The 26,082-nt window shown below is 58.2% G+C and carries 18 protein-coding genes; all 18 read right to left on the reverse strand.

All coding sequences use genetic code 11. The features are described 5' to 3' along the window. Positions 1 to 149: 149 nt before the first annotated feature. The 18 genes from GYM47_RS14935 to tssF are packed head-to-tail and all read right to left on the reverse strand — an operon-like array spanning position 150 to position 26,074. Entirely contained in the window at positions 150 to 881 is a 732-nt protein-coding gene (locus GYM47_RS14935) for a hypothetical protein (protein ID WP_153843112.1), read from the reverse strand. 10 nt (positions 882 to 891) lie between these two features. Further along, complete coding sequence (locus tag GYM47_RS14940; RefSeq protein WP_153843111.1) at positions 892 to 4,263, reverse strand: T6SS effector BTH_I2691 family protein; 3,372 nt, start codon at positions 4,261 to 4,263, stop codon at positions 892 to 894. Continuing rightward, positions 4,256 to 5,182 (reverse strand): DUF4123 domain-containing protein, encoded by a 927-nt coding sequence (locus tag GYM47_RS14945; protein WP_153843110.1) that lies wholly within the window; start codon positions 5,180 to 5,182, stop codon positions 4,256 to 4,258. Before GYM47_RS14945 ends, GYM47_RS14940 begins: the two co-directional genes overlap by 8 nt. Continuing rightward, positions 5,183 to 7,225, reverse strand: coding sequence for a type VI secretion system Vgr family protein (locus GYM47_RS14950; RefSeq protein WP_168444472.1), 2,043 nt, complete (start codon positions 7,223 to 7,225; stop codon positions 5,183 to 5,185). A gap of 4 nt (positions 7,226 to 7,229) precedes the next feature. Further along, positions 7,230 to 7,742: a hypothetical protein gene (locus tag GYM47_RS14955; protein ID WP_153843109.1), complete on the reverse strand. Its 513-nt coding sequence runs from the start codon at positions 7,740 to 7,742 to the stop codon at positions 7,230 to 7,232. Continuing rightward, positions 7,736 to 8,620, reverse strand: coding sequence for a type VI secretion system PAAR protein (locus GYM47_RS18305; RefSeq protein ID WP_196781560.1), 885 nt, complete (start codon positions 8,618 to 8,620; stop codon positions 7,736 to 7,738). The genes GYM47_RS14955 and GYM47_RS18305 overlap by 7 nt, the downstream gene beginning before the upstream one ends. 38 nt (positions 8,621 to 8,658) lie before the next feature. Beyond that, positions 8,659 to 9,240 carry a GNAT family N-acetyltransferase gene (locus tag GYM47_RS14970; protein WP_153843108.1) on the reverse strand — a complete coding sequence of 194 codons (582 nt, stop codon included), beginning with the start codon at positions 9,238 to 9,240 and terminating at the stop codon, positions 8,659 to 8,661. Then, on the reverse strand, positions 9,224 to 12,859 hold the full coding sequence (gene tssM / locus GYM47_RS14975; protein WP_231125591.1) for a type VI secretion system membrane subunit TssM: 3,636 nt from the start codon (positions 12,857 to 12,859) through the stop codon (positions 9,224 to 9,226). Before tssM ends, GYM47_RS14970 begins: the two co-directional genes overlap by 17 nt. Positions 12,860 to 12,912: 53 nt before the next feature. Beyond that, the gene (gene tssA / locus GYM47_RS14980) at positions 12,913 to 14,373 is read right to left on the reverse strand and encodes a type VI secretion system protein TssA (RefSeq protein ID WP_153843106.1); all 1,461 of its coding nucleotides are present in this window, start codon (positions 14,371 to 14,373) and stop codon (positions 12,913 to 12,915) included. Positions 14,374 to 14,387: 14 nt separating this feature from the next. Further along, positions 14,388 to 15,041: a type VI secretion system-associated protein VasI gene (vasI, locus tag GYM47_RS14985; RefSeq protein WP_153843105.1), complete on the reverse strand. Its 654-nt coding sequence runs from the start codon at positions 15,039 to 15,041 to the stop codon at positions 14,388 to 14,390. Next, positions 15,038 to 16,633 carry a sigma-54 interaction domain-containing protein gene (locus GYM47_RS14990; RefSeq protein ID WP_153843104.1) on the reverse strand — a complete coding sequence of 532 codons (1,596 nt, stop codon included), beginning with the start codon at positions 16,631 to 16,633 and terminating at the stop codon, positions 15,038 to 15,040. The genes vasI and GYM47_RS14990 overlap by 4 nt, the downstream gene beginning before the upstream one ends. Positions 16,634 to 16,637: 4 nt before the next feature. Continuing rightward, complete coding sequence (gene tssH / locus GYM47_RS14995) at positions 16,638 to 19,247, reverse strand: type VI secretion system ATPase TssH (protein WP_153843103.1); 2,610 nt, start codon at positions 19,245 to 19,247, stop codon at positions 16,638 to 16,640. Positions 19,248 to 19,255: 8 nt separating this feature from the next. Next, positions 19,256 to 20,098: a type IVB secretion system protein IcmH/DotU gene (gene icmH / locus GYM47_RS15000; RefSeq protein ID WP_153843102.1), complete on the reverse strand. Its 843-nt coding sequence runs from the start codon at positions 20,096 to 20,098 to the stop codon at positions 19,256 to 19,258. Positions 20,099 to 20,101: 3 nt separating this feature from the next. Next, positions 20,102 to 21,436 (reverse strand): type VI secretion system baseplate subunit TssK, encoded by a 1,335-nt coding sequence (gene tssK, locus GYM47_RS15005; protein ID WP_153843101.1) that lies wholly within the window; start codon positions 21,434 to 21,436, stop codon positions 20,102 to 20,104. Continuing rightward, the gene (gene tssJ / locus GYM47_RS15010; RefSeq protein ID WP_139525715.1) at positions 21,436 to 21,975 is read right to left on the reverse strand and encodes a type VI secretion system lipoprotein TssJ; all 540 of its coding nucleotides are present in this window, start codon (positions 21,973 to 21,975) and stop codon (positions 21,436 to 21,438) included. The genes tssK and tssJ overlap by 1 nt, the downstream gene beginning before the upstream one ends. Next, positions 21,972 to 23,321, reverse strand: coding sequence for a type VI secretion system-associated FHA domain protein TagH (gene tagH, locus GYM47_RS15015; protein ID WP_153843100.1), 1,350 nt, complete (start codon positions 23,319 to 23,321; stop codon positions 21,972 to 21,974). Before tagH ends, tssJ begins: the two co-directional genes overlap by 4 nt. 3 nt (positions 23,322 to 23,324) lie before the next feature. Further along, positions 23,325 to 24,347 carry a type VI secretion system baseplate subunit TssG gene (tssG, locus tag GYM47_RS15020; RefSeq protein WP_153843099.1) on the reverse strand — a complete coding sequence of 341 codons (1,023 nt, stop codon included), beginning with the start codon at positions 24,345 to 24,347 and terminating at the stop codon, positions 23,325 to 23,327. Beyond that, complete coding sequence (gene tssF, locus GYM47_RS15025; protein WP_153843098.1) at positions 24,311 to 26,074, reverse strand: type VI secretion system baseplate subunit TssF; 1,764 nt, start codon at positions 26,072 to 26,074, stop codon at positions 24,311 to 24,313. Before tssF ends, tssG begins: the two co-directional genes overlap by 37 nt. Positions 26,075 to 26,082 lie beyond the last annotated feature (8 nt).

A 26,082-nucleotide genomic window follows, 5' to 3' on the forward strand; every position in this document is an offset into this window, starting at 1 on the left:
CTCCGCAATGCTCTCATGAGATTAACCGAGAACTGATGCAGGATTGACAGCAGGGTCATCACGCGCTTGAACGGGGCCTTATTACTATCTTTTTATATCAGCCCCTTCGCTTCAAAATGTAATACCTCCGGCTCGCGAAAAGCCGAGTTTTATGGTATGTCAATGTTTCCTTCTTCATATTTAGCATCAGGCAGGTGCTCCTTGAAGAACTGAATGCGGTCATCCAGTTCTTCGGGAAGGCAGTAGAGAAGATGCGTTCTCGGTCGATAGCTAGAATTACGCTTGAAAGGCTTCCACTGATACGTCAACGCAATCATGCTTCGTTTTCGCCAGACCTTGATATGCTCCGTTTTTGTCCAGTCAATCTCTTCATGTCGACTTCCTCGGGCCATTTCCTGGTAGCCTTTTGATGATCCCATCATCCAGGCCGCGAAGCCCATTGCCAGCGGCCCTAGGCTAGTAATAAGTAGCGAGGGGTCCATGAGAATCAGCACCAGAACGATCGGCATCAAAATAATAGCGGACCATTTTAAAAATGGTTTTACTGCATCCATTTGTGGTTTCCAGGAGCACACTTCAGCATTTTTCTCTGTAAACCGGTAAACGAGGATAGAGGTCTGGTGGGTCATGCTCATAGTGATCAGTAAAAACAATAAAAACATCCCCCCCCCTATTAAAAACTTAGACAATAAACTCCAGCCTCCAAAGGACATTAAATACGCCGACCCCAAACAAACAAAAAACAAAACAGAAAACAAAATATTGGCAACAAATATATTGTAATTACGCGCACGAATTCGCCAACTCATGACGTCAGGCTCATCCGCATGCTTCCATGGTATCTGAGAGACATAGTCCTGTTTGGGTTGTACAAACCACATATCAATATCCTTACTCTTCTAAACTCATGGGTACCGTGATGTCAAAGCGGGCGGGCAGGCTGATACCTTGGCCTTCTTCGCTATTGGGCTCGATCTCTTTTTTGCCTCGGGCGGCATTCGGCTTGTAAAAGGTAAAGCCCAAGCTGCTTTCTGATGATGCAAGCAGCGTCTCTGCATAATTCACTGTCAGTACAAACGGCTCCCGCTCAGCCTGTTCACTGGCGGGAATCCAAGCTTGCCATACGCGTACATCGCCAGTGTCATAGCCAGCGTCGGCGGGTAGCACGGCCCCCCGTTCACTTTGTTGAGTGGGGCTTTGTTCATAACTGCTGGCAGGTGCCCAGAACCCGCCTCGAGCATTTTCGGATAGCTTGACGGTTTCACCCGCCAGCACAGCGGGAAAGGCGATTTGTACCCAGCAGCCCTGATACGTACGGCTCATTTTGCCCGTCCCGTAATAGCTCATGTTGGATGTGTCAAACTCCAGATCAGTGACACTGGTGAGCTTCACAGTGGGCTGAAGCAGAATTTCCATAAGAGCCTGCCACTCTCGCTGATGTCCCTCATCACCGGCTTCCCATGCCAACTCTCCGTCGCCCCACGTACTGGTATATAGCCATCCGCGCACCCCTTCACGGTTATAGCGTGCGGCAAAGTGTGATGAGATTAGATGAATGACACCCGCAGCAAACAGGGCTATCGCAACTTTAGGCCCTAATATCCAGGAAAAGGCAAACCAGCGACCTAAGATAGCACCACCAAGCTGGATAACGGCTGTAGTAGCCATAGCTCCTCCAGCGAGCATTTTTGTGAGAAGCGCCAGATGCTCTTGACCACTTGTTGCCTTCCCTAAATCACGGTAGCTTTGATAAGTGTCCAAACCAGCAGTAATTGCCCCAATAGCCGACAAACCTGCCATACGAGTGGCCAACCTCGCGGCGATACGTGAGGCCGCCTGCCTGCCATTGCTTTGCCACTCACCGATAGAAACATCCGTTAGACGTATCATGTTGCCGTTAAACCGAAAAGATCTTTTCGCTGCACGGTTCCAAAACGGCATGACCCACAAACTCATGACGGCCACCGTCGCGGCCCCCGTGGTCGCGGCCAGTTGGCGCATGCCTTCCTCATCCACACCTTCCTTTTGGGCGGTGTGAGCGGCATCGATGAAGTTGTAGAGGTTCAACCCAGCGATCAATAGCGCCATACCACCGCCTAACTGCTCTACGCGGTTTGCCATGTGGCGACGTGCGGCACTGGCCCCACTGGTCAATTTCACACGGTGTTGTTCACGCAGTTCGTAATAGCCCGCACTGGTGAGGTTGCTGGCTCGGGTCTGGTTGCCTGCAGCGCTTTGATCGACAGACCCACCTCCAGCTCCCTCGTTAACCGTGACACGTTTGGGTTCGTTGAAGGCGTGTTCGTAACGTTGTTGCTCTAATGCCTCCAGTCGTTGACTACTGGCGGTGCGCTGTTGGGCACTCTGGCCTTCGCGGCGGCTGCGTAACTCTTCCGTGCGAATTTCGCCAGTGAGTCGCCATGCCTGCTCCCGCCATTCGCGATGCCTGGCTTCGTAATCGAGATCGATCGTAATGTCAGTAGCAGCTACGTCCGGGTGGACCATGACCACCATCATGGAGTGCACCAAGGCTCTGGCGGCTTTCTCCATGGACATTTGCCCCTTGGCGCTCAATGAGGGCAGAAACTGGTAACCGATGGTTTCCCAAAGCTTTCTGGAGGCGCTGCTGACCTCGCTGCGAAGGGTATCGAACGCCTCCTGGACATGCGGGGCAAGCGCTTGATAGGCCGGGTGGCGTTGTACTGCTTCCAGCGAGAGCACGCCCAGCGCGGCATTGGCTTGGCTGAACACCCCTGTCGCCGTAACACCACTATCGGCGGGCTGACCATCCTCGGTGCCTTGCGCAATGAAGTGACGCGCAATGGTGTCGAGGGCTTCGGCAAGGGCCGGGTCGAAGTTGCTCATCGCCACGCTGATCAATGAATCACGGTTGTGAAACGTATCATCCAGCCATGCACGGCCGGCCTGCGTGGCACCTAGCACTTCGACGGCCATGCACCCCCATTCGTGCATCGCTCGGTTTTGCTCGGCATCGACGGTATCGAAACACAGCGATTGGGCTGAGAGGGGAAGCCGTTCGAGCCACACCGTAAAATCGGCCAGGCTGTTGTCGATATGGGTTTGCAAGCGTTCGATCTGTGGCGCTTTTTCGGCCAGAAACGCAATGGCCTCCTCCAGCCTGACATCCAAACGTGGCAGTTCTTTTCCATGCCACTCTTCATAGAGCGGGCTATGGCGGCCTGGTGGCGTCGGCATGCCCAGCGCGATCAACTCCTCACGCAGTTGCGTGATGCGCTGCTCTCTACGAAGCAGGGTATGATCTGACCCATTGGTGACATTTTTCATGGCATCGAGCAATTCACCGGTCTTGAGCATGATGTCTCGATAACGCTCAGGATCCTGGCGAACGTCGTCACTGATCAGATCGTCAATATCGATCAGACATAGCGCTTTGACGACTTGAGCGATTTCAAGTTGATGGCCGTGCTCTTCCAGAAAGGCTTCTAACTCAAGCTGCCGCCCCACCAAGGCCATCGTTAGGTCATCAACGATACCCAAATCGTCATCCAGGGCGACGAACAAGGCTTCGTCATGGTTGTCCACGGCGGCCAGCACGCTGTCCTGGGTGATCTCGGGTTTTACGGCCAAGAGCGGGTAGACAACACTCTCCTCATCACCATCACCATCACTGGCATCCGCCGTCTCGGCTCTCTCAATGGTCGAGACGGTGGTGCTGGTAAAACCACCCACCGCACCATTGGGCGTGATATCCGCCACGTGCTCTGCCAACTGGGTCAAGGGGCCCACGTGGGCCGAGAGAGAAGTGCCATCGGCGGTGTCACTGATCGCCGACATCAGGTTCACGGAGCGCATGGTTCGTTGGCGCGCCTCGGCGTTTTCCAGCATGTGCTCGCGAATACGCTCGGTCCACTGCACCGGGGAGTAGGCCAGGGCGATGGCGTTGCACGTCGAATAGGTCAGGTGCGGCTCACCATTGAACGTGGCCCCTTCCACGACATACTCGTCGATCCGCTGCTCGCCATCTTCCTCGACCCATACGTACAGCCACCCGTCACGCAGCTGCCTCAGCGTGTAGCCACGGGTGTGGATAGCCGGGTAACCAGGGCCTTGCCACTGTTCAGACAAGGGGTGAGGGTGGGGAGCCCCCGCCTGTTCAGGCGCTTCATCGATGGCATAGCGCACGGGAAACAGGGTGACATCCAGCAGTAAAGGACACACACCGCCGCCAATCGGCGTTTCATCGAAGGCGGCATTGCGTGCCTGAGCATCCGTGTTATCCATGAGTGTCCTCGTCGTTCAAGAGTGATGCCGGGGCTCGGCCATGTGGCGTGGCTTCCGGACTTCGGCACCAGGCATCCAATGCATACAGTTGCTCTTGCCTTGAGCGCGGCTTCGGCTCGGGCAGTTGCGCCCACCAGCGGGCATAGAGCCCATACGGCTCGGTCATGAAGTGCTCACCCCACTCCAGGCTCAAGCTCAGCCAAATCGCCAACTGCCGTTCTGTATGAGCCCCCCACGCAATGGCATCGTCCAGGCGATCATCGAGCCATTGCCCGCGCTCCGCCGACGGCAACTGACACCACGACGCCAGCGCGTGCTGGTTGAAATGATCCGCCAATCGCTCTTTGAGCAGCCATCGATCGACGGCATCCAGCGCGGCGAGCTGCGCGCTTCCCATGGGAGGAAAAGAGCGCTGCCACCCAGTTTCCAGGGAGGCCTGGCCAGCACAGAACGTCTGCCAGCTCACGGTACGAGGCGCGGCCCAGAGAGGCGCCCAGTCCGCCACCCACCAAGTGTCGAGGGGCCCCATCAGCTCAGCTGGCAAGGTATCGCCATAACTGCTCAGCCAGTGACGGGTGACCAGGGGGTCCGCAAAGCGAAGCAACTGCTCGTGCCCTTCCACACTGAACGTCACGAACTGGGCCAGGTGGTGGCTCAACTCCCTCATACTGGCGTGACTACTCAAGAACGACAGCGCCCGATATAGCTCGGCATCGTCGTTGTCGCACACGTCACCTAACAGGCCATCCCCCTTAAGATGCACCAGAATAGGCCCCTGCTCGGCCAGCGATGACCAGCGGGTCATCAGGTAGAGTGGTTCGATATCTCGAAGGTCATCACGGCGATATAAGCGCTGAAGCGCATTGGGGAAGCGTACGCCGTCTACCAATGCATGCGTCACTCTCTGGGGGCGTTCCATCTAGCGATTTCCCTGGCTCGAATCTTCGCAAATCTCGCAGCGGGCCGGTGCCTTGAGCAGCGTTTTAAGCTGGGCCGGGCGGTTAATGGGCGCAACCGGCTGATGGCTTTCTGCCTCTGCCTCCTCGGGCAGCCTCGGCCCCTGCGCCGCTTGTCCACTCCCCGAACCCGGGCTGCCGCCGGAATTGATCTTGACCTGGGGGCCCACCAGGGTAACGCCGCTGGGGTCGATCTTGAGGAAACTGCCGCCTGCCTTTAGGGTGATTTCCGCACCGGCTTCGATCACCACCTTCATGCCCGCTTTGTGGTGAACCTCCTGCCCGGCTTCTAACAACTGCGCCTGGCCGATCTTTTCATGGCGGGTGCCGTCTACGGTGAGGTGGTCATCGCCGTCTACCTTGCCGTAGCGATGGCCGTGCACCGTGTGGTGGTCGTCATTGTCGATCTCGCTGATGCGGTCGTTGTGCACCTTAAGGTGGCTGTCGTGGCGGATCTCTTCGGTGCGGTCGTTGAGGGTGAGCAGCTCCAGGTCTTTCTGGGCGTGTAGCCAGATCTGCTCTTCGCTCGCTTCGTCTTCGAAGCGCAGTTCGTTGAAGCCTTCTGCCTTGTGGCTTTGGGTGCGGATGACGGTACGGGTTTTGTGTTCCGGCAGCGGATACGGGGCGGTGTTCACTGCGTGATAGGTACGCCCAGTGACCAACGGCTGGTCCGGGTCGCCTTCCAGGAAGGAGACGATGACTTCGTGACCTATCCGCGGAATAGCGATGCTGCCGTAGCCGCCGCCCGCCCAGCCTTGGGCGACGCGGACCCAGCAGCTGGCGGTGTCGTCTGGTTCCGCGTAGCGGTCCCAGGGGAACTGCACCTTGACCCGGCCGTGTTCGTCGCAGTGAATCTCTTCGCCCTCCGGGCCCACCACGAAGGCGACTTGCGGGCCATCGACCCGGGGCTTGGGATTGGGCGTGGCCCGCCACGGGGTGTCGCCGGGGATCAGCGTGACCTGATTGTGGTAACGGGTCATGCCACTGGCGTCACTGTGGGTCATGCCATCCTCTTCCAGCGCCTGTGGCTGCTCGCCGACGTGATGGACGTCAATGGCCTGCCAGTCGCGGTTGAGGCTGTCGGTGTCGTGGTCGGTGAGGGTAAAGCGGACGCCGGGGGCGAGTTCGGGCAAGTCGCTGTCAGCGCTGGCCGTGATGGCTTCCCGGCGGAGCTGTTCCAGGCGGATACGGCTGAAGGGCTTGCCGGAGGCGTCCTGCTTGTAGCGGCCGGGGTAGTCGTAGTGTTCGTAGTCGTCCCGCTGGCCGTGGCGTTCTACCTCGCGGCCCAAGTGCTCGTGTAGCTGGGCGTAGGCGGGGTTTTTAAAGCTGTAGTCCTTCAACGTCGCCGTGGCGGCGGCTACCCGAGCAGTCTGGCTGAGCTTGCGCACATGGCGCGCAGGCGCGGTGCCACCTGCACGGCTGTGGTAAGAGCGCTCACCGACGTTGGTCAATACCTTGGGGTCATCGGCGAAGATCAAGCGGTGGGCGCCCCCGTCTCTCTCTTCAAATTCATGAAAGAAGAACAAGCCTTCTTCCGCGGCGAGGCGCTCGATAAAGGCGAGGTCGGTTTCCCGGTACTGCACGCAGTACTCGCGCTCGGCTAACTCGCGAGTCACGGCAAAGCTCACATCGGTAATGCCCCGCTCGTCGCACAGGGTATTGATGATGGTCAGCGGGTCGACCTTTTGGAAGATGCGCGAGTTGTGGCGCAGCGAGAGCCGCCATAGGACGGGGCGTAGCACCAGTGAGTAAAACGTGCGGCGGTGGCCGCGGTCGCCGCGGCCAAATTCGCTGATGATGCCGTGTACCCGGCGCAGCGGCTCGCCATCTTGCCAGATGGTGAGGCTCGCTTCGCGGTCCAGCAGGTTGGCGGCATCCAGGCTGCCGTCACGGCTGGCCAGGTTCAGCGTCAGTTCGAAGGGCTGGGAGAGGGCTTCACGATGGGTGAAGTCGATCACGGCCACGTCGACAACGCCGGGTAGCGTAAGTGTAAATTTTAGAGACATGTTTTCACCCTTGATTGGCTACGCTATCGCAATTACTTGCTCCACTTAGATCTTTTTTCTCGAGCTTATAAAACCAACCATCTAGAAATAACCATAATTGATGATCCACCACTTCGAATACATACCCTTCATTTGGGGCTGAAGCGTTATAAGCTCGAAACGTTACAACCGTCTCTCGTTCCACGCCATGACCGTAAAAACTCCCAAACCTTTGCTGATAATTGGGAACCTCACCCTCTTCGGTCATAATAGGATGCTTAGCAATTCTATAGAGAGGTCTTTCATACACTTCCTCGCCCCAGAGCGAAAACTCATCCTCACTAATCAGCACGATCTCATGCTGCCTGCTCAATGCCTGCTCACGGGTTGTCAAACCACCACGATACCTTTCTACATCTGTTACACAGTAAGTACCGTAAAAATCCTGATCAGATATTTCCTCTGAAGCAGCCACATGAAGAAAAACTGACGCAAAAAAAAAGCTGGCAGTTAAAACAGCCTTATAAAAATTCACCATCTTTCATATACTCCTCTTGAAAACATTTCCCACTCGGCATTTCGTCGATTAATCAGTCCTTGACTAATCTGTCCTTGTGTTTTATTCCACGCTTTCCAAGCATCCTCAAGAGAATGATAAGGAGTGTCAGACTGGGGATCATTAATCAGTTTGACTACTGACGATGAGCTAAAACCACCTACACCAATATTGTAGGCAAGCATCACAGCCGCATCGAATTCATGAGTTTCAAGCGGGACATCAATGGAACTTTTTACAATTTCAATGAAGGGTTTTAAGTCATCTTGAAATAATTGTTCAGCTTGACTTTCGGTAACGCCAGACTGATAAATCGACCATTCTTGCCGTGAAATCAGATGTCCATAACCTATTGTTGCTCCAGGAACCCACTGATCAATATTCGCTCCATTTTGATCGTCGTAAGGAGTCAAGCGAAGTTGTTCAACACTTTTTAGCCAAGCTGCGCCCGCATGACTCAAAGTAACGGATTCCACTCCACCTGAAGCATTATGCTCACTTGCATCCAACTCTTCAGCAGGGAAAGTATTAACCACACTGACATTTGGATGGCTAACAAAACCACCTACTATATCCCCACCTTCTCCTGTGCCAGAGCCAATAACAACGCCGCCGCAATCCACCGCGTGGCCTGTCAGCGCGGCGGGTTTGCCGTCGATCAGTATGGAGCCTGAGCCCTGGGCAATCGTGCGCGGGTGGGGTGGATGGTTGGGCTTGTCATGGGGTTCCAGCGGGTCGCCGACGCGGGCGACCGGTTTGCCATCCATGATGACCGTGCCGCTCCCGGCGGTGACGGGGGTGGGCGGGAACCCGTCATGATCGGTGCCCATGTCACCCACGAGTACGAACTTTTGACCCATCGTTGGTTCTCCTTTTCCTGTGTCACGCTATCCGACGATCATTCATCCCATTTGGCGGGTGCTTCGTAGGTGGCCACCTCGAACGCATCGACGTATTGACGCGTGAAGCCTGCGGCTTCGAGGCTATCCACGGCCGAGTAGCAGGTCAGCGGCAGGCGTATCTGCAGCGGCACGCCGCTCAAGCTCCGCCTGACGGCCCTGAGTAAGCGCGTTCCATGGCCGCTTCCTTTCCACTCTTTGCTAATGTAGAAAAAACGGAGCTGCCAGGCGGCTTCGTCATCCGGGCGGCAAGCCAATACCATACCCAGTGGCGGCCCCTCGCCATGGCGAAGGGCCAGCAAGCGCCCTTGCCAGCGGGCCACTTGCCCCTCTTCGCGCTGAAGCCAAAGGCCTTGGTGAACGGTGAACTCCAAGGCCCGCCGCAAGGTCTCCAATGCGCTGTCATCGCGTAGCAGCCACGGCGAGTGTCCTTTGGCATCGGCTTGGTAAACGGCCTCGATAAAGCGATCGATGTCCTCTGGTCGCGCTTCTTCCAGAGGGCGCGAGCGTTTACCCCCATGTCGTGCTGGCCGTTTGGGGGAAGGTTGCGCGCTGAACAGCTGCTTAAGTTTGGTCAGCATCATCCCTCCGCTCTGCATAGAGCGCCGAGGGCAGCTGGAAACCAGAAGCCAACGGGCGAGTAAACGGATTGGGGGCGCTATCGGCGAACAGGCGATAGCGCATGCTGCCGCCATCGACGTTGAACCGCAGTTCCAGCTCACGCTCGCTGACGCTGGTGATATCCGCTTGTTCAAGCAAGCGGAACCAGGCCCAGGCACCCTCCTGGCTAATGCTGCGCGGCGAACGGTTCACTTCACTGGGTACCATGGTGATGCGGCTTTCCGTGCCGCTACGCAGTGCATTGGGCCAAATCATCGATACCCGCTGGCTGGCACTATGCGCGTATTCAATGAGCTGACCATCGACACTGATCACGCTGCGCCGCTTGTCGGGACTTAAGCTGACAGGTTCTAGGGCAAACTCCACGTCAAGCGCGCCGTCGCGGCTAAAGTAGGCGCGACGAATCTGCTCGGCCTGTTGAACAGCAGTGTAGAGGCTGTCGCGCAGCAGGGAGTTTCCTTCTGCATCGACCAAGTACTCCGGCGCGCCTTCGATGAAGGGCTTGAGGCTGTCCTGGTAGAACGCGTCTAGGGTGCCGTTAGGCGCAAAGAACGCTTCGAAATCACTGAGCGCGACTTCCCGATTTGCACTGGGCGACAGCGGGTAGCGGCCTGCCAATCGCTCTTGATAGGGAGCCACCACTTCGTCCAGCCACTGGCTCTCAAGATGGCGGGTTGCGCTCACCATCATCAGTTCCCAGCTTTGGTCGGCCAAGTTATGCAGCATGCGGCCAACCGGCTCGGGCGTGTTGTCGGCTATCCGTTGTAAGTTGTAGATAGGGTCGTTACCACGCAGCGAGAGGCGGTCACGAACGGTGATGAAGGCTGCCCGTCCTGAGTCGTTCGCCTCCTCTATATCCATCAGGTAATCACGCAGTGCGGTGACGGCTGATTTGATCTCCTCCAGCGACGAGGGATTGTCGTTACGCGCCTGACTGAGCTGATTGATCGGCGTGAAAGGCTGCTCGATGGCCAGCGCCAGCTGGTAGCGCTGGGACTGTCTCAGTGCTTCTCGCGCCTGTTCATCGTCCACGGGAAGCTCAGGGTACAGGCTGGTATTGCGGGCCACTGCATCCAACAGCCGGTCCAGCGGACGCTGCGCGCCGACGAGCGCATCGGCCACGACGATGGCTTGACGAATATCGGGCAGCGGCACCAGCTGCGTGTCGCGCAGGGCATCACGCCAACTGACGTGATAATCCGCTACGTAGTGCTCTCGTAGAGCCGCTTGCAACTGCTGACGGTCGGCGGCGCTAAAGTCGATGTCGTCGCGTTGGCCGAGTACCCAGGCGTCGATCAGCGCCAGCTCGGTGGCACGGTCTAGCTCTTGCAAAAAGTAGTTCTCGAAGCCACTGCGCGTCACTAGGTGCGGTAATCGAACGTGCTCGGGATTGTCATTGCGCGACATGAACACCGTATCGAACAGCGTACCCACGCTGCGGCGTAGGTCCAGCGGTTCACCTCGGCGGCTGCCTGCCGCCTTGAGCGCTGCATAAACACGCTCATCGATGGGCTGGCGTGCCAACTCCTCTTGCGCCGCCGCAATGCTCCCTTGAAGCGGCGCCATGGCCTGTTCGGCGCGGGGGCTGCCTGTCGCGATGCGCCCTTGTAAGTCACTATGCGCCATGGCGTAGTCTAGGTGAGTGAGCAGCCGCTGCTGCACGTCGCCCTGTTGGGGAAAGAAGCTCTGCCAGCGCTGTGCCATATAGCGCTCGACGCGCTCGGGCTGACGACCGCTGGCATCCGACATCATGCGCAGCACACGCAGCAGCGCCAGCTTGGCATTGCTTCCCGGCTCGGCCCGGTTCATGTCATCCATGATACCGATCATCAAAGCGGGCAAGAACTGGTGCTCGAGCATCGCTAGGTAGGCTCGCTCGACCTGCGCGCCGATGATATGCCCTTGATACAAGCCCATGTCTGCCAGGTAGGGCGTATGGGTTTGGTAGCCCTCGAAGGTTTCCAGCGCGTAGCGCAACCGATCGAGGGGCTCCAATAACTCATACCCGGAAGGGTCATCACTTTGAAACGCTTCTGGCTGGGTCGCTAAGAAGGTCTCGGCACGCTCTTCCACGGCCGCCAGCGAGACCCTGTTTTTCTGGTAGAAATGCGCCCAGCCGCCGACTAAACCGACGCCCATCACCAAACAGGCAACGAGGCTGAGCGTGCGCATACGCTGGCGGCGCTGGGCCACCCGAGCATTATCACCGGCCAACCCTGCTTCGGGGTAAATGATCTTTTCGAAGAGCTCTTCGGTAAAGTACAGCGCACTGCGGGTAGCACGATGCGCGGGCTGCACGCTATCGTCCATGCCGTAACGGCGCGCCGCTGCATCCACGAAGGGGTCTTCCGGTACGCCCTGCTGATACACCGAGGTAAAGTAGGTGCCGCGCACCATGGCGGCGGTCGAAAAGCGGTCGCTGGAGAGCGCTTCGGTCAAGAAGCCCTGCAGCACGTCACGTAGCCCTGCTAATTGGCGAACAAAACGGAAGACCGATTCGCGCTCTTCGCGGTCGCGACACTCGGAGAGCATCGTGGGTAACAGCTGGTTCAAGCGCGACAACATCGCGTCGTAATCCGCCTCGAACTCGGCTTCCCACTGGCCTGGCGTATGCATAGAGGCAGGGGTGAAGGTGAAGCCGAGTGGCGCTTTGCGAGCGGTGCGCGAGTAGTGGCGGAAGAAATCATCGAACCCGTGCAGCAAATCCATCTTACTGAACGTGACGTAAACGGGCAGCCGCGTGCCGTGGCGCTCCATCAGCTCGCGTAACCGGCTGCGCAGCAGCGCCGCGTAGGCTTTACGAACGGCGACCTGGGCATGGCTCAAACGAGCAAGATCCAGTACGAGCACCACACCATCCAACGGTCGCTGGGCTCGGTTGCGCTCGAGCCATCCCACGAAGTGGTCCCAAAGGCGGCTCTGCAGCGCTTGCGGCTCGCCCTCCTCCATCGCACCTTGGGTCAATAGCTCGCCATCGGGATCGATCAACACCGCTTGATCGCCAATCCACCAATCGAAGCCTAGCTGGCCCTGCTTGCTGCTCTGTCCCGAGGCCTTCATCACATGGGTAAGCGCAAAGTTTTGTCCAGACCGGTTGATCAGGCTGGTCTTACCCGCGTTTTCCACGCCCATGACGAGGTACCAGGGCAAGCGATACCGACTGTTAGCACCGCCGCCCAAACTCTCGGTAAGTTCACTCAGCACGCGATTGAGCGACGCTTCTTGCCGCTCGACTTGGCTCATGATGGGGTCTTGCTGACGCGCCTCCTCTAACTGACGCTGCTCGTCCAATTCTCGCAGGCGGCGCGCCAGGCGAACGCCCCACACAATGGCGGCTACCGTCACCACCGCCAGCGTGGCCAACAAGCGATTGGTGAGCGGTGCCAACGGCATCGTGCCGCGCACTTCCCAGCTCGGCCCCCACCACCAGATAGCGACGACGAGCGCGATCAGCAGTACCGACCACAGCAGCGTAGAGAGTCTGAGCAAGCCTTTCGCTTTGTTACCGTGCGCATTGGCTTGGTTGTGCGCTGACTGTGCCCGCGATAACCCCGGCACCCAGCGACTTAGTTTCGACATGAAAGTTGACCACATGAGCCTTTATCCCTCGTCCCTTCTGATGATGTCCGTTGTTAGTGCGTCTCTTGAATCGCCGCTTTCAGGCGTGACACCAAGCCCGGTTCCCACTGCTCTAATGCAAGGGCCGTCACGAGTTGGTGCAGCGTTTGGTAGTGTTGCTGAGCGAGGCTTTCCAAACCCGCCTCTTGCAGCAGCTCCGCACTGGCCAACCGCCAGTAGGCGCTGTCGCGCGGAGATCGCGCTCGGCTAAGGCCTTGATCCAAAATTTTGAGCGCCGTGCCTACATCGCCGTTTTCCATGGTTTCCCGGGCTTCTTCCAAGCCCGACTGCCAGGCATTGTTTCCACTCCCAGCGCCATCGCTACTCACTGGGCTACTCTGAACCCATCGCGCCGTCTCCCCATCGAGAAACGCCACGCCGTTGTTGAACGTCAACGCGTCAATCCCCGGCAGCCGCTCGACGAAGCGCTGCGTCTCGTCACGAATCGCTTCGGCACAGCGTAGGTGCCCGAGCTGTTTCGCCAAGCCAGCGCTCATGCGATGGCCCTCGAGCCAATAGGGGCTGAGCGCCAAACTATTTTCAATCCGCTGCCAAAGTGCATGATCGCCGCCTTTTGCCAGCGCTTCGCGGTAATCGGCGATCCTATCGGCAGACACGGGAGCCAGCTCGGTCTTGCCGTTCTCTTTTGCGGCCGGGAGTGCTTGAATGGTGTTCCACACCGCATAGCGACGCAGACGATACGCCAGCGGCTCACCGATGGATTGCTCTCCGAGAAACTCCGCCATTTTGAGCAGCGCTTGACGGTTGGCGCGCTCATTCCCCGCTTCCAGACGCAGCTCGGGGGCTTTATGGGCAGAAGATGCCGCCGGTGCTGCGCCTGCCGACGGACGCGGTTCCGTGGAAGAGGACTCCGCACTTGGCGGTGCCGATGGCTCAGTGGGTACCCGCTGTTTTGCGGGGCGCAGCGCCAGCAGTTGACGACTGAACTCCTCCAGCGACTCGCTCGGCAGTGATTTCTCAGCCACTTGGTGCTGCAGCTCTTGCAGCGATGCTTGGCAAGCCTCGAACTCATCATCGGCGTTTTGGAAATCCACCCCCGCCAACAATTTGACGCTGCGCTGCATGAACTGCTGAAACAGCCGCGGGCGAAGCTTTTCGCCCCGTTTCCCTGTAAAAGGATACGCATGCTCCCACCAGGGTTGGGCAATGCTGCGTGCCAGCAGCCGCAGCGAAAGGGCAAACCGAACGCCATTGCCGTCGTGCTGTAGGCAGTGAATCAGGTGGCCCAACACTTTTAGGTCTTTACCTCGTTCACTCAACATGCGAATGGCCAAGCTTTCCGAGGTTTCCCACTCGACGTGAGCGTGCTGCAGTGATCCCACTTTCATCATCTCTTCATCGAGCGCGAGATAATCGTGACTATCCTCCACCGGATCACCCACCAGCGCGCCCTCTGCGTTTGCAGAAAGCGGTGCCAGGATGGGCTCCAGGTGAGATTCTGACGTAATGCGCATCGTTCGATGCTCCTTTACCAGCGGCACGCATTGCGCAGTGGTTGAATAGATTCTCGCAGCCCCGTCACGTTGAACCGCAAACCGTCTAGAGCGCCCACATCGCTGCGCAGGGTCAGCTCATTGGCGCTCAGCAGTTGCTGAAGCGTTTCGATGGCGGGAAGCCCCCGGCCGCCACTCAGCACTTGTCCGCCATCGCGCACGCGCCACTGCTGTTGCACGGAACCGCCCTCCCCTGAGAGTCGAAGGTCTACCCGGGCATCAGTCAAAGGGCTGGGGAGGTGCAGTTGAAAGCGAGTAATGAGTTTTTCGCAGGCCATGACCAAAACCGGGCGAGGTGGCGTCGTTCCCAAGGCAGGCGCGCTCATCAACACGTCATTGCCCGAGACTTGGACGATGAGACCGACATTCTCTTCTTCACGCGCCGCTTCTTGCTGCTCGATGTCGTACCACAGTTCGGGCATGTCGACGCTGTTCGACGTGCCCTCTCCGACTTGGAACACCGCGTCGTAGCAGTGCAAGCGTTCCAGCCGGGAGGGCTCTTCGCCGCAGTCGCGGGCTTGACGGAGCAAATCTGTCTCGGGCTCTGCATGGAGACGAGGGGGGATCAACACACTGATCAAAAGCAGGCCAGCCAACAGCCACCAATGTTTAAGCAGCATCGTGTTCATTTACCATCCAACTCCAGTTGCTGGCACTTATGCGCCAGCGTTCGCTTTGGTAGCCCCAAGCTTTCCGCTGCACGTGCACGGTTTCCTCCAAAACGCCGTAAACGCTGACGAATGATCGAGGTCTCCACCTCACGTAGCGCTTGGCGCAGGTCGTCGACTTCGTCCGAGAGAGGGAACTCATTGGGCATGACCTCCTCTAGGGAGGTAAGCGTTGCCACGTCCTGATGCTCCCCAGGCAGAACATCGACGTCGATATCAGCGCCTGCGGGCGTCATGGCGCAGGCGTAGTCAACGATATTTTTGAGCTCTCGCACGTTGCCTGGGTACTCTCGACGCTTCAGTAAACGCAGGGCAGCTGGCGTAATACCGATGTCGTCGCGCTCTTCGCGCTGACAAAACGCGGTAATGAAGGCCTGAGCCAGTAGCGCAATATCGTCCCGTCGCTCGCTAAGCGGCGGTACATTGATGGGAAACTGGCCCAAACGGTAGTAAAGGTCCGCTCGAAAGCGCTGCTGCTTGATCTGCTCTTTAAGCGGTTGATGCGTCGCTGCCACCAAGCGTAAATCGGCGCAGCGCTCTTCACTGGCACCCAACGGCCGATACCGACCGCTCTCCAGTACGCGCAGTAGCTTCGCCTGTAGCGCTAACGGCATATCGCCAATTTCATCGAGAAACAGCGTGCCGCCGTCGGCTTGACTGATCAGACCTTCACGAGCCTTGTCAGCACCAGAAAAAGCCCCCTTGGCATGGCCAAACAGCTCTGACTCCAGCAGTGCTTCGGGAATGGCGGCACAATTGATGGCCAAAAACGGGGCCTTCGAGCGCGTCGAGAATTGATGAATGGCGCGCGCCACGCGATCTTTACCGGTGCCCGTTTGCCCTTGCAGCAAAACGGCAAGCTGTGTCTCTGCGGCGCGAATGATGTGCTGGCGCAGGGAGCTCATCACGGCCGACTGACCCAACAGGTCATCGGCGAGCCGGTCGGCCAAGGTTTGACGTCGAGCACCGTCGTTCAGTTTGGCCAACGATGCCTGCAGTGCTTGGGAGCGATGACGCTCTCCTTGCTCCCGCGTCAATCGCGACCACAATCGGCAAAGCAGCGCTTCGAACGCGCCCATTTCCGGCGTATTTTCCAAAGCCGTGAGCGTCTCTCGCTGGCCGACTAGCAAAAGTGCGCCCAGCCACTCCCGCGCGCCGTCCAGCGCACGTAGCGGCAGCACGTTGAGCTGCAAAGCGCCGCTCAACGCCGACAGCTGGGCCTGAAAGCCAGGATGGTCGAGCCGGATGCGCGCGTCTGCCACGCTCAGCGCTAATGGTTTATTGCTGCGAATGACATGGGCATAGGGATGGCTGAAATCGGCACAGTCGAACTGCAGGTCGTCACTGTCCCGCCCCAGCCAGCGCCCGCTCCCCTCCACGTAGAGACACTCGGCTAGCGTCAAGCCCAAGTGCCGTTGCAGTAGTTTGGCCGCCTGCTGGCGTAACCCACTGGGAGAGCTGCTCTCGACCAACGTGAGGGCAAACGGCATACCTGCTAGCTCGACGGGCAGCCGTGAGGGGAAAGCAGTAGGGTAAGCAGCAGGCAGCGTCATGGGGTCACCCTACCTCCGCCGTGAAGGTGCCTTGCTCTCGGTCGATACCAAGTAAGACGCGCGTGACGGCTTCACGATTGGCCATACGCGCTAACAGCGCTCGCGACAGCGGCGGCAACAGCTCGCCATCGATCACCGACTCCAGCATGCGCGCGCCGTTTTCACTCCGCGTTGCGCGCTCGCAGATGGCATCCGTCAGGGCATCGTCGAGGGTGATCTCTGCGTCGCGGTGGCGCGCCTGAATACGTTTGGTCAGTGTCGCCAGCTTGGCATGGACGATAATGCGCAGCGTCTCGCCCGCCAGGGGCAGATAAGGAACGGTTTCCATACGCGCCAGCAGGGCGGGCTTGAAGAAGTCGGCGAGAACGGGGTAGAGCGCGGCGTCCAGCGCCTTGGCATCATCGCCATGGGCGACGATGGCTTCGTAGCCCAAATTCGACGTCAGGAAAAACACGACGTTCTTACAATCGATCAGCCGCCCCTCGCCGTCGGCCAGCTCGCCCTTGTCGAACGCTTGGTAAAACAGGTTGAGCACGTCCGGGTGGGCTTTCTCGACCTCGTCCAACAACACCACCGAGTAGGGCCGCTGGCGGATCGCCTCCGTCAAGAGCCCGCCCTCGCCAAAACCGACATAGCCCGGCGGAGAACCAATCAAACGAGATACCGTGTGCTTCTCTTGGTATTCGGACATGTTGATGGTGGTCAAAAATTGGCGTCCGCCATAAAGCTGCTCGGCAATTTGCACGACCGTTTCGGTCTTGCCCACGCCGCTAGGACCGACCAGCAGGAACGCGCCCAACGGCCGCCCGGGGCGGCGCAGGTCGGCACGGGCGGTGAGCAGATGGCGATGGATCCGCTCGATGGCAGCCCCTTGCCCTTGAATTTGTTCGCCCAGATAGCGAGGCAATTCGGTTAGTCGCGTCAGCTCATCGCTGGTCATTCGCTCCACGGGCACACCGGTCCAGTCACCGATCACTTGCGCGATCTGCGCTTCTTCGACACTGGGAGTCACGAGCGCAAAGTCTTCCTGAAGTTGGGCTAGCTGTTGTTCTCGCTCGGCTAACTCACGCTGCCACTGTTCAGGCAACGCCTCTTGCGAATCATGCTCGAGTAGTTTGCGGTGCAGCCCCACGATGGCATCCACGCACTCACGCTGCGCCTGCCAAGCTGCTTCGAGGGTCGATAGCTCGGTTTCGAGGGTCGACAAGCGCTCATCCAACGCGTGGCGGGCCGCCGTGTCCGGCTCGCGACCCAGCAGCGTCTCTCGGGCTAAGTGATCACGCTCACGCAGCGCAGCCGTATGCTCGCTCTGCAGATGGCTCAGCTTGCGAGGCGGCGTATCCAGTGCCTGCGCCAGCCGCGTGCAGGCGGTATCCAACACATCGATGGCTTTGTCAGGCAACTGTCGTCCGGCTAGATAACGTGCGGAGAGTGCCGCCGCCGCACGTAAACCGCTATCGCCGATCAGTACTCCGTGAGCACGCTCGTACACATCCTGCAGGCCACGCAATATGACCAGTGCCTGTTCGACGCTGGGTTCAGAAAGCGCGACGGGTTGAAAACGCCGCGATAGCGCGGGGTCTTTTTCAAAGTATTTTTTATACTCACGCCACGTGGTGGCCGCGATGGTACGCAGCTCGCCCCGGGCCAGGGCGGGCTTTAGTAAATTGGCCGCATCACCGCCACCTTCCTGGTTACCGGCACCAATCAACGTATGCGCTTCATCGATAAACAGTAGCGTCGGACGCGGGGCATTCTTCACTTCATCGATGACGGCTTTCAGACGCTTTTCAAACTCACCTTTCACCGCCGCACCGGCTTGTAACGCGCCTAGGTCGAGTGTCAAAAGCTCGACGTCCGCCAGGGCGGCGGGCACTTGGCCTGCCACGATACGTGCGGCCAAGCCCTCTACGACGGCGCTCTTACCCACGCCAGCGTCGCCAATCACGATAGGATTGTTTTTACGACGCCGCCCTAGAATATCGAGCATTTGATCGATTTCCGGGTCTCTACCAAGCACCGGGTCCAACTTGCCCTGACGGGCTTGCTCCGTTAGCGACGTGGCAAACCGTGCCAACGCGGTGTCATCGTTCTGCTGGGTAGGCGATCGCGATGCCAAGGTCGACGCCTCTTGCGGCGCCTCGGCGGATTCAGCGGTTATCCGGTCAAAATGACGGCGTAAATGCTCACGATTGATGTCGGCAAGCAGGCGCACCGATCCGCTAGCCAAATAGCGGTCTGGGTTATGCAGCAGCGCGGTGAAAATCACCCCACTACGCAGCGTCAGATGTTGATACTCGGTCGAGGCCAATAACCACGCGTCTTGTAGCAGCTCGATGAGCAGCGGAGAAAAGCTGGGGGTGGCCACCTCGAGGGTGCGTGGAGGACGCAACTCTTCGGCCAATTGGGCACGCAAGTGCGACGTATCCAGATCGATATGCTCACAGATGCGGCGTACATCGCACAGCGGCTGGTCGAGCATGGCTTGCAATAAATGCCCTGCCGTCACTTCTGGAGCTTGCTGCTGCGCGCATAGTACAGCCGCCTGTTCGAGGCCTTGTCTCGCCACCGTGTCAAGACGGCCAATCAGTGCGGATAGCTCTACCCTGAGCATGGTGACTCCTAACGATAAAGTTGGTTGAGAAGGGACGTAATTTGGTCCGCTTGTTGATCAAGCGACAAGGAGAACGCGAGGTAGACCCCGACCATGGCAATACCGAAGAGGGCAAAGATTCCCCATGTTGGGAAACGTGAGCCTCGGCGCTGGCGACCCTGAACGACGTTATTCAGCGGTGTCGTCAAAGACTCGTCGGCAGGCTCTTTCAGCCCCGCCAGCTGATCCCCCAAGGCGCGCACGACTTGCTCATACTCGTCGCGGCCATGCGACATCACCCGATAGCGTCCCTCGAAGCCCAAACAGAGGCACAGATAGATGAACTCCAGCATGTCGCGATAACGCTGCGGTTCTTGTTGCAAACGTGCCAAGATGGAAAACACTTTTTCCCCACCCCAGGTTTCATTGTGAAAACGCGTCAGTAACGAGTGTTCGGCCCATTTGCTTTGGCGCCCCCAGGGCATTCCCATGACCGCTTCATCAATGAATGAGCACAGCACATAGCGATACGCCAACAGGGTCGCCCGGTCATAGCCTTGTTCGGTCAACTCGATATCGATCGCCGCAATTTCGTCGACGACTTGACGGTACAAACGCTCCACATCGCCAGCACTGTCTAACTGACGTACCCGCACGACCATGCCCAAAAGACTACTGGCGGCATCGACCAAGGGGTTGAGATTGTGTCCACGCAGGCGAAACCAGTAATCTTCGTCGGCGTCGAGCTGCTCGGCATGGCTATGAATGAGATGCTCAAGGCCGCGCTCGTTGATCAAATCCTCGTGTCGCCCCTTTGCATGAAACGCGCGCTGCCGGGAGGTGCTCAGTCCATCACTCACTAATTGCTGCATGATTTAACTCCTGATCGCCCAGAACTGCATTTCCAACCCGGGGAACTCGCCCGCCACGTGGAACGCAAAACCGCTGGCACCGTTGAGCATTCCCCACGCTTCGCTTTGGCGGTCCAACTGGAAGTAGGTATAGCCTGCGTGATACGGCAGCTCACGAGGTGCCACTGGCAAAGGCTCGAGCGGTACGCCGGGTAGCTGTAAGCTGATCAAATCGCGGATACGCTCGACGCTGGCGACCTTCGTTTGCTGCAGAAATAGCTTGCGCAGCCGCTCGTTGGGCATGTCGGCACGCACCGCTAGAATGAACTCGGCGGATTCGATCAAGCTGAGATCAGACAGCGGCGCCACCAAGAGGCCAAATCGACGAGCCTGCAATTGAATCGCCACGGCACGTGGCTCGAGTACCGTCGAGAGCGCTTGACGCAGCATTTTCATCAGAGGACGGAACGCCCGCTCGGGATGATCGTGATCGTAAGCGGGACACTCTGGCGGCAAGCGCGACTCGTCGGTAAACGTGACCAGTTCACAGGCGATTTCGTGCATGGTGTCGTAGAGGCGCTCGGGATGGAGCTGACCTAGGCGCGCTAGGTGTTGGAAACGGGGCTGGGCACGGTTCAACAGTTGTAGCAGCATGAAGTCCGATACGTCCGCGACACCGGCTTGATGGGGTGTCGATAGCCGCTGAGCAATGTTGCGTGCACGCTCGCGCATCAACCCGGCCATTTCGCCGACAAAGCGCTGCAAGCCCGGAGCTGCCTGAACGTTGAGCAGCGTGGGCAGAAACTGCTCGTCCAGCACGAGGCTACCGTCAGGACGCCGTTCGACGATTCTGGCAACGGCTAAACAGGCGTAGCCGCTACGATCTTCTTTTTCTAGCAGCAAGCGGGGCGATACGCGGGCCACGTCTAGCTCGGCACTGGCCCCTTCCCGTGAATGCAGGTCGCGCACGCTACGGCTCAGTAACCGATAACGTGCAGGCAAATCATCACCAGGCCAGCGCACTTCTCCTACGCCGTCTGTCGCTAGCGGTAATCCCAAATAAACCACTTGGTTCGTGATGCTGGCGTCGTCGATCTCCAACGGTGTGGGCTCGACATCATCGGCCGGTAAATGGAACGCCACGCCGTCCGGCATGACCCCACTGGCTCGACTAATCGCCACACGCCCGAAGCTGAGGAATTCGTTGTTCAATTCCAAAGAGAGAAAGCCGTATAGATAGTGGCTGACACCCTTCAAGCGGGTATCCAACAAGCCTTCCAAACTTCGCTGTTGCTGTTGGAAATGCTGCGGTTTGATGAAGAGCCCTTCGCTCCACACGACTCGGTTGCGGGTCGCCATTACTCTTCCTTCCTTAGTGCTACTTCGCGGTCACGCAGGTGCACCAACAGATGGTAGTGCTCGCCTTGGCTGGTGATTTTCACGACCTTTTTCCATTCCGCCTCGTTGGGCGAGGCATAAAACGCGATGATGCCGATGTAACGCGTATCCTCGTCTACCTCGAAGGGCTCGTAGAATTTCCACTGGCCGGGAAGCAGGGTGAAGTCATCATGGGTCAAGTAGTTGGTGCCCAGTGCCTCCTCTAGATCGCGCTGCAGCTGTCCCAGATCCGCGGCCATGAGCATGGAGTCATCTTTCAGTTGCAGTATCTGAAAGCGCAGCGGCGTGCCCTCGCCATCCGCATTAGGGTTGGCGTTGGGCTCGGCCACCATGCTGAGGTCCACGAGAGAGGGTCTCTCTTCTGGATACCCCACAGGGATAGAAGGATCACGGATCACTTGCCATGCCTTACCCGTGGCTTCCCGCGTTGAGGCACAGCCGACCAGCACTAAACAGAGGCACGCCACTGCCGCCAGCCGAACTAAACGGACGGTGCTCATGCTTCCTCCCGCTGCTGGCGTCGAACGGACTGGTCATAGCCCTGCTCGAAGACTTCCCAAAAAAGTTTTTGAAAGCCTTGCTGACGCCCAGAGTTAAGCTCCCGGTAATAGTGCTGGTACATTTCCCAAGCCCAGCCACCTTCATCGTCGATACGAGTGCCCGCGCCTCGGTACGCATGAAAACGCTTGAGCAGCGCATCGGGGGAGAATGCATCCAGAATGGCCCCCAGCGCTAAGCCAATGGCCTCTTCGACGGCGGCTTGGTGCTGCCCTTGGTGACGTAAACTTTCGGCCACCGCCTCGGGAGCTGACAGATGCACGGGGCTGCGCTGGGCGGAAAACAGCGTCTGTGCCGTCTCATCAAAGGAGAGCCCCAAACGTAATGGGTTATCCTCGATGGGCTGGAGCCGACGATCCCGAAGTGGGTACTTACTGTCATTTTGCGCCTTTTGCAGCAAGCGCAAACCATCCACGGCGGCGCGTAGTGTTTGGCCGGCTTCTTCCAAAAATGCCTGCTGCTCTTCGCTATCACGAAAAGGTAAATCGAGCCCCATACCTCGCAATAGGGGATCAGCGCCTACATGGCCCAGCGCTTGTGTCGTAGGGGTTTGCCAGCGATCCTCGAGCTGTTCACCCACCGAGCGCTCTAGGTCGTTAAGTTGCCGCTCATCCATGTCACTGCTCCTCTGCCTAAATGTGCCGTTAAAGGTTTGCCTACCAGAAAGGTTGACCGTTTCGCTGCGCGGCGGGTGATGCCGAAAAGGGGCTTCCTCGAGAGGTTCTATCGGTGATACGGGGGCTGACCCGCGATCCAACGCCACCATAGGATCGTGCTGTAACGAGCCAGGCATGACACCTCCTAGTGCCTCAATGGGGTCGTCTTGCCTGGACTGCTGACGATGCGAGTACTCACTCCCAATGGGCGCTTTGTCATACGGGTGCGTCATATCCTCATGTTCTTCATCGATCAGCGTTGTGATCGAGTGCACGCCTGGCTGCCACCCATGGCGGTCGCCCAAATGCACTTTTAACCGATACTCACCTACGATCAGCTCATCGCCATCGCGCAGAGCGACTTTTCGGCCTCTCCCCACGGGCAGCGTCGCGCGATTGATGTAGGTATGGCCACTGGCATCCACCAAGCAAAACTTGCCATCGATCTTAAGGATCTCAGCATGATGAGGACGTATCAGGCCGACATGATCTTGAAGCAGCCAGTCATCTGCGTCACTTGCTCCCAGCGTGCCGCCTTCTTCATAAAACACGTGGCTGCTGGAGGAGCGACCCTCTAGCTGTTCACTGTTCAACACAACCAACGTAATGGCATCGAAAGGCTCGGCGTGCATGGTTTAACTCGTCATTTGAATACGGACACGGCGATGCGTCGCGCTGCCGTCGCCGTCAGGGTTTACGAATGTCGTCCAGCCCAGTTGGCAGGAATCAATCTCGCCCAACTGCATGGGCCTCACGTCGCGCTCAAGCAGCTCGAGCTCCAGGTCGTAAGCCAGCGGCTCGCGCAAAACGAAACTCACCAGTGTCCTCAACGGCTGATGCTCGACGCCATCAGGAAGAAAATCGCGAAACCTCTCCAGGGTTAGCCCGCGCAAGCAAAGGGCAAACTTGCCGTTCACATCGGCCACCCGTTCGCCTGCCACCATGTCCTCACCAAGCGTCATGCCTGTGAAACCAGCCCGGCTACGCTGGTCCAGCGGTATGTCGACCCAGCGGTGTACCCACTGTTCGATCTCGACCGTGGCAATGTCGAAACAGTGGCTGACGATGCCGCTGACCACGTCCGGCGAACGTGACCGACCGGCCAGCAAGCCGGCATACGCCAGCATCTTGCTCCAGTTGATCGGTGTCTCACCGCGTAGGTTGCTGTCGGCAAGCCCTACCAAAGCAAAGACGGTGGCGGAAAAACCATCCTGAGCATCGTCTTGATAGCGCACGTAGTGGCGATACTTGCGCCAGCTTCGATGCAGCAACGTCAATAAGCGGTGATTGAAGAAGTCTAAAAAATCACCTGCCGCTCCTTCCTGATGCGCCGACTCATGCGCCAATGCTTCTAGGTAGTAGCTAGGCAGCGGTGACTGCGCTCCCTGTAAACCAAGAAAGCTGACTTGCAGGGCATACTGCCCCTCCTCGTTCATTTCCAGAGCCAGCACATCGCTACTCGGAAACCCCAACGACGCCGAGGCGGTATAACGCACTCGCTGAAAATCGGGCACGCTACCGCTATGGCGTTGCTCCAGGTCATCACCATGATGACGATGCAGCAGTTCGACCAGTTGAAAGAATTCGTAGCGACGCGCGCCGTTGAACAAGGGCGCCAGCGTTACATCAGAGGCTGCTGCCCCACTTGCAAGCTCCATACATAGCGCTCTTGGTTATGGCGATTGATCACTTGCAATTCGTGAAACGAATTGATGCTGGCGTACAAAGACAAAAAGCGTGCTAATACGCTGCCAAAGAGATAAAGGCTGCCCTCATCGCCAAACGCGTCTTGATCGAGCGTCATGACCGAGCGCAATCCGCGCACGGGCAAACCTCTGCGTAAACGGTCGACAGGCTGCGTCTGAATATTCACGATCCCGGCCAGGCGCTTTTGTGCGATGCGTTCTGCTTGCCGGTCGACCAGCGCTCGAAAGTCGTAGGCTTTCAGCACAGCACATAGCGCATCTCTATTGAGTAGCGACAGATAGTTCAGCGATAAATTGGAAATCAGCACCCACAGCAAACCATCATCGATGGCGGGCCGCAGTACGGGCGTGGGCTTGGTGATATTGCGAAATGCTGCGAACGTGGGGCTTTTCTCGGTGCCTACGCACACGTCACCAATCGTGAGCTGCTCGGGCAGTTCACGATTACTGCAGGTCAGGCTCAATGAGATGGTCTCCCGCAGCCCCAGGCACTGCTGCTCATCGCCTCGGATGAAGGCAATGTCGTGATCAAATCCATCACCTCTCACGCTGTTACACACCCGCACCCGGTAATGCAGCGTTTCGCGTCCTCGGTCGCGCTCGATTTGATGCTGAAAGCTCTCGAAGGGCACATAACGACGCGCGGCTGCCTGTACGCTGTTTTTATCGCTCTCTAGGCGCCCGACGACGTCATCGACACTGAACGTTTCGAAATGCGCGGGAGTTTGGCTACTAGGCCGAATACGATAGTCACTTCGCTCCCCCGTCAGGTCGATAGGTTCAGCGTCATGCTTGAAGAGGTTGATCGCTGGCGTGCAGTACAGTGCCAAATGCTCGTCTTGCACCCGCGCATCCGTCGGTAAAGGGCGAGAAAACTCGAAACGAAGCGTGGCACGACGACCGGGGGTCGCAGGCAGGGTTTGCGCGAGATGTTGTACATCGAAAAAATGGAAGGCCTCGGGGAAGCAGAGATACTCCTGCAGGATTCGATACCCCTGATGCACGTTTCGCGGGTAGGGCAGCAAGGCTTGGTCTCCATCGAAGCCAACCGCCTGTAACGTATCCGCTGGCAGCCTGTACGCAACGCCGTCGATCTCCAGCTCTAGTCGCGCCAGATAGTGGCTCATCCACAGATACAGCGTCCTTGCGGTATACGAATCTCCACCCAAATAGAGCCGTATCGCGTCGATACCCAGCGAGTTCATGGGCTGGTCACTGTGCACGGACATCGCCAATTCGACGACGGAGCTTTCCCGGGTATGCCGCGCAGTGACACCGTCATGTGCCAATGGGTACAACGCAACATCATGACAGGTGCGAAATAAGCAAGCCGTGTTGTTAACCGCCACGCTCGCCATCTCTGTCCCACGGTCAACGACCTGCTGTTGGCTCAACGCGTTCACCTGCGGCGTGAACTGCACGACCGTCATACTGGGCACCGGACGCAAATAGTTTGGCCACAGCATGCTGATCAGCGAGTGGGTCAGCTCAGGAAACTCATCCTCGACTTTTTCGCGCATGCGCCCCGTCAGAAAGGCAAAGCCTTCCAACAGACGCTCGACGTCCGGATCGGTGCTGCGTTCCGATAAAAAACGGCTAAGGCCAGGGTTTGCGTCGGCAAACTCCCGCCCTTGTCGTTTCAGAAAATTGAGTTCGTCTCGGTAGTAGCGATTGAGCATGAGTGCCT

The organism is Vreelandella piezotolerans, assembly GCF_012427705.1.
Taxonomy (GTDB): Bacteria; Pseudomonadota; Gammaproteobacteria; order Pseudomonadales; family Halomonadaceae; genus Vreelandella; species Vreelandella piezotolerans.